The sequence below is a fragment of the Hydrogenivirga sp. genome (genome assembly GCF_056450045.1).
Genome location: NZ_JBWONM010000211.1, coordinates 1 through 2,808, shown reverse-complemented (window position 1 = coordinate 2,808; position 2,808 = coordinate 1). Strand labels below are relative to the sequence as shown.

At 50.5% G+C, this 2,808-nt stretch carries 3 protein-coding genes and 1 pseudogene; 2 read left to right on the top strand and 2 right to left on the bottom strand.

The window, feature by feature from the left end:
• Positions 1–260: pseudogene (locus tag AC1HCM_RS08705) on the bottom strand (diaminopimelate decarboxylase); the annotation flags it as partial.
• A gap of 90 nt (positions 261–350) precedes the next feature.
• On the opposite strand from AC1HCM_RS08705, the gene AC1HCM_RS08700 reads away from it, so the two are divergent.
• Together AC1HCM_RS08700 and mutL are read left to right on the top strand one after the other, a co-directional pair.
• Positions 351–1,103: a YebC/PmpR family DNA-binding transcriptional regulator gene (locus tag AC1HCM_RS08700; protein ID WP_479461378.1), complete on the top strand. Its 753-nt coding sequence runs from the start codon at positions 351–353 to the stop codon at positions 1,101–1,103.
• 3 nt (positions 1,104–1,106) lie between these two features.
• On the top strand, positions 1,107–2,393 hold the full coding sequence (mutL, locus tag AC1HCM_RS08695) for a DNA mismatch repair endonuclease MutL (protein WP_479461377.1): 1,287 nt from the start codon (positions 1,107–1,109) through the stop codon (positions 2,391–2,393).
• On the opposite strand, the gene AC1HCM_RS08690 is transcribed toward mutL, so the two are convergent.
• Positions 2,390–2,808 (bottom strand): copper resistance protein B (locus AC1HCM_RS08690; RefSeq protein ID WP_479461376.1); only part of this gene is annotated, 419 nt, incomplete at its 5' end. The genes mutL and AC1HCM_RS08690 overlap by 4 nt on opposite strands.

Here is a 2,808-nt window from a genome sequence, read left to right as displayed (position 1 = left end):
ATATCTGCACCAGCTCCCTCCTGCCCCGCCACCTTTATGACCTCAGGGTTGAAGTTAGCCTTCACCGCATAGCATATCAGGGCACCGGGAAATGCCTCCCTGTAAGCCCTTATCCTGTCCCTTATGTAAGAGGCGCTGTAGACGTAGAGGGGCGTTCCGTACTTCTGTGCCAGCTCCTTTAGAGATACGCCTTCTAAGTAAAGCTGCCCTTCCTTCAGATCAATGTAAGGGTTGTACTCCTTTAAAAGAGAAGCGTCCATGCCAACCTCCTTGGAAGGGAAATATTTTAAGGTATAAGGGTTTGATAAGAGAGGAGTTTTGTATAAATTAATACACTTGGAGGTTTGGAGATGGCAGGACACAGTCATTGGGCTCAGATAAAGCACAAGAAGGCTAAGGTAGATGCCCAGAGAGGAAAGCTCTTTAGCAGGCTCATAAGGGAGATTACAGTTGCCGCAAGGCTTGGGGGTCCTAACCCTGAGTTCAATCCAAGGCTCAGGACGGCTATAGAGCAGGCTAAGAAGGCTAACATGCCCCTTGAGACCATAGAGAGGGCTATAAAGAAGGGAAGCGGAGAGCTTGAGGGCGAAACCTACGAGGAGGTAGTTTACGAGGGCTACGCCCCCGGCGGTGTTGCCGTCATGGTTCTTGCTACAACCGACAACAGGAACAGAACATCCTCCGATGTCAGGCATACCTTCTCCAAGCATGGAGGAAACCTTGGTTCCTCCGGGTGCGTCTCCTACCTCTTTGACAGAAAGGGGGTTATAGAGGTCCCTGCTACGGATATCTCCGAGGAGGAGCTATTTGAGAAAGCAGTTGAAGCGGGTGCGGAGGATATACAGAGCGGGAGCGAGGTCCACCTTGTTTACACACTTCCGGACGAGCTCTACGAAGTCAAGGAGAGGCTTGAACAGTTGGGAGTTCCCGTGGAGAAGGCTCAGATAACCTGGATACCAACCTCAACGGTCTCTGTTCAGGACCCCGATACCGCAAGGAAGGTTTTAAAGCTCATAGATGCCCTTGATGACTTAGAGGATGTTCAGCAGGTGATAGCCAACTTTGAGATACCCGAGGAGGTCCTCCAGAGGGTTGAAGCCTGAGGAATGTTCGTTAATATACTCCCGCCGGAGGTAAGGAGCAGGATAGCTGCGGGGGAGGTGATAGAGTCTCCCGCCGATGTGGTCAAGGAGCTCCTTGAGAACTCCTTGGATGCCAGAGCGAGGAACGTTGAGATTGAGATAACCAAGGGAGGAAAGAGGCTCATATACGTCAGGGATGACGGGACGGGGATACACCCGGAGGACATAGAGAGGGTTGTCCTTGAGGGAGCAACGAGCAAGATAAGGGATGAAAAGGATCTTATACACCTGAAGAGCTACGGCTTTAGGGGCGAGGCGCTCCACTCAATAGCCAGCGTCAGCAGGCTCAGGATAAGGTCAAGGTACTTCCAGGAGCTGGAGGGCTATCAGGTTGACTTTGTGGGTGGAGAGCTTCAGGGGAGGTCAAAGGTTGGTATGGCTCCCGGAACCGTGGTTGAGGTCATGGACCTCTTCTACAACCTGCCCGTAAGGAGGAAGTCCCTCAGAAGGGAGGACACCGAAAGGAACAGGGTGCTTGAGTTAGTCAGAGAGTATGCCCTTGTAAACCCCGCTGTGGGCTTTAAGCTCATCTCAAACGGAAGGGAGCTCCTCTCCCTCAAGCCAGAAGACGAGCTGAGCAGGGTTGAGGAGATATTTGGGGAGAGGTTTGAAGTGTATGAGGGAGAGAGGGAGTTCCTGAAGGTAAGGTCCTACCTTGCGAGGAACGTCAGGCACGGGAAGATATACGTCTTTATAAACTCAAGGCCTGTCAGCTCAAGGAGCCTGAAAGAGTTTATGAGGAAGGTCTTGGGCTACAAAACCATAGGTGTAGTTTTCCTGGAGCTTCCTCCCTTTATGGTTGACTTCAACATACACCCCAAGAAGCGTGAGGTCAGGTTCCTGAAGGAGAGGAAGACCCTTTCCTTACTGAGGGAGCTCCTATCTACAAGAGAGGATTATTATGTTCCCTTCCTATCCCAGGAGCAAGACAGATACAGCACAGAGTTTGAGTTGATAGGTCAGATAGACGAGAAGATAATCTTAGCCAAGAGGGGAGACTACCTCTACTTCTTTGACCAGCACCTGCTTTCGGAGAGGATAAACTACGAGAGGATGAAAGACAGACCCAACGCAGAAGATCTCTCCTGCAGGGTGTCCATAAAGGCTGGTGAGAGGCTAAGCCAAAGGCAGATGGAGGAGCTAATAGAGGGCTGGAAGAACCTTGAAAACCCCCATGTCTGTCCCCACGGAAGACCTATATACTACAGGGTGCCGATGAAGGATATATACGAGAAGCTGGGTAGGTCTTAGAACCAAAGCCTCAGACCCAAGAGCAGGTTAAGGACACTTGCATCCTCACCAGAAGCTTTAAGAGCTTTCTTCGCATCTCCCACGTATTGGGTCCATTCCACACCAACGTAAGGTGCAAACTCTCTCCTTATCTCGTATCTGAGACGTGCCCCCAGCTCAAAGTTGTTTATTCCTTTGTATATTCCTACCTTTGGTATGTCCGAAAAAGAAATCAGGGTTTCAAATCTCGGTTGGAGTATAAGCCTTTGGGTGAATAGGATATCTTGCTCCGCTTCAAGGTCTGCGGTAACCTTTCCATCCATATCTACGCGTAAGTTTGCGTCTACTTCAAACCAGTAGGGTGCAAGCCCCTGAAAGCCACCCACGAGATATGTCCTGCTTTCCGATTTATCTCCATAAACTCCCTGATTCCCCA